Raw genomic sequence first — 236 nt, 5'->3', positions numbered from 1 at the left:
GCCCGGGTGTCCGCGTCAGGCTTTCCGTCAAAGAACACCTGCAAGCGGTTGTCCTCCCGGTTCATTTCCACACGACCCCCATCGAACTCCCAGCCGGAAAATTCCTGCTGTGCCTGTTTGGAAAGCTGTTCGATACGGGCCTTTACCCGGCGGATCTCCGCATTGTTGTTGGTTAGCTGGTAACTTTCAAAGGGCCTCGGGTCGCTTCGCCAACTTGACGCCATGCTTGCTTTCAG

1 pseudogene is annotated in these 236 nt (G+C 56.8%); it reads right to left on the bottom strand.

The annotated features are described in order from the left end of the window. Positions 1 to 224, bottom strand: a pseudogene (locus tag PG722_RS14040) (hypothetical protein); the annotation flags it as partial. Positions 225 to 236: the final 12 nt, after the last annotated feature.

It is taken from the genome of Butyricicoccus sp. OF27-2pH9A (genome assembly GCF_027693185.1).
Classification (GTDB): domain Bacteria; phylum Bacillota; class Clostridia; order Oscillospirales; family Butyricicoccaceae; genus Agathobaculum; species Agathobaculum butyriciproducens.
The sequence above is the reverse complement of the archived record's forward strand: the minus strand, read 5'-3'. Positions and strand labels throughout refer to the sequence as shown.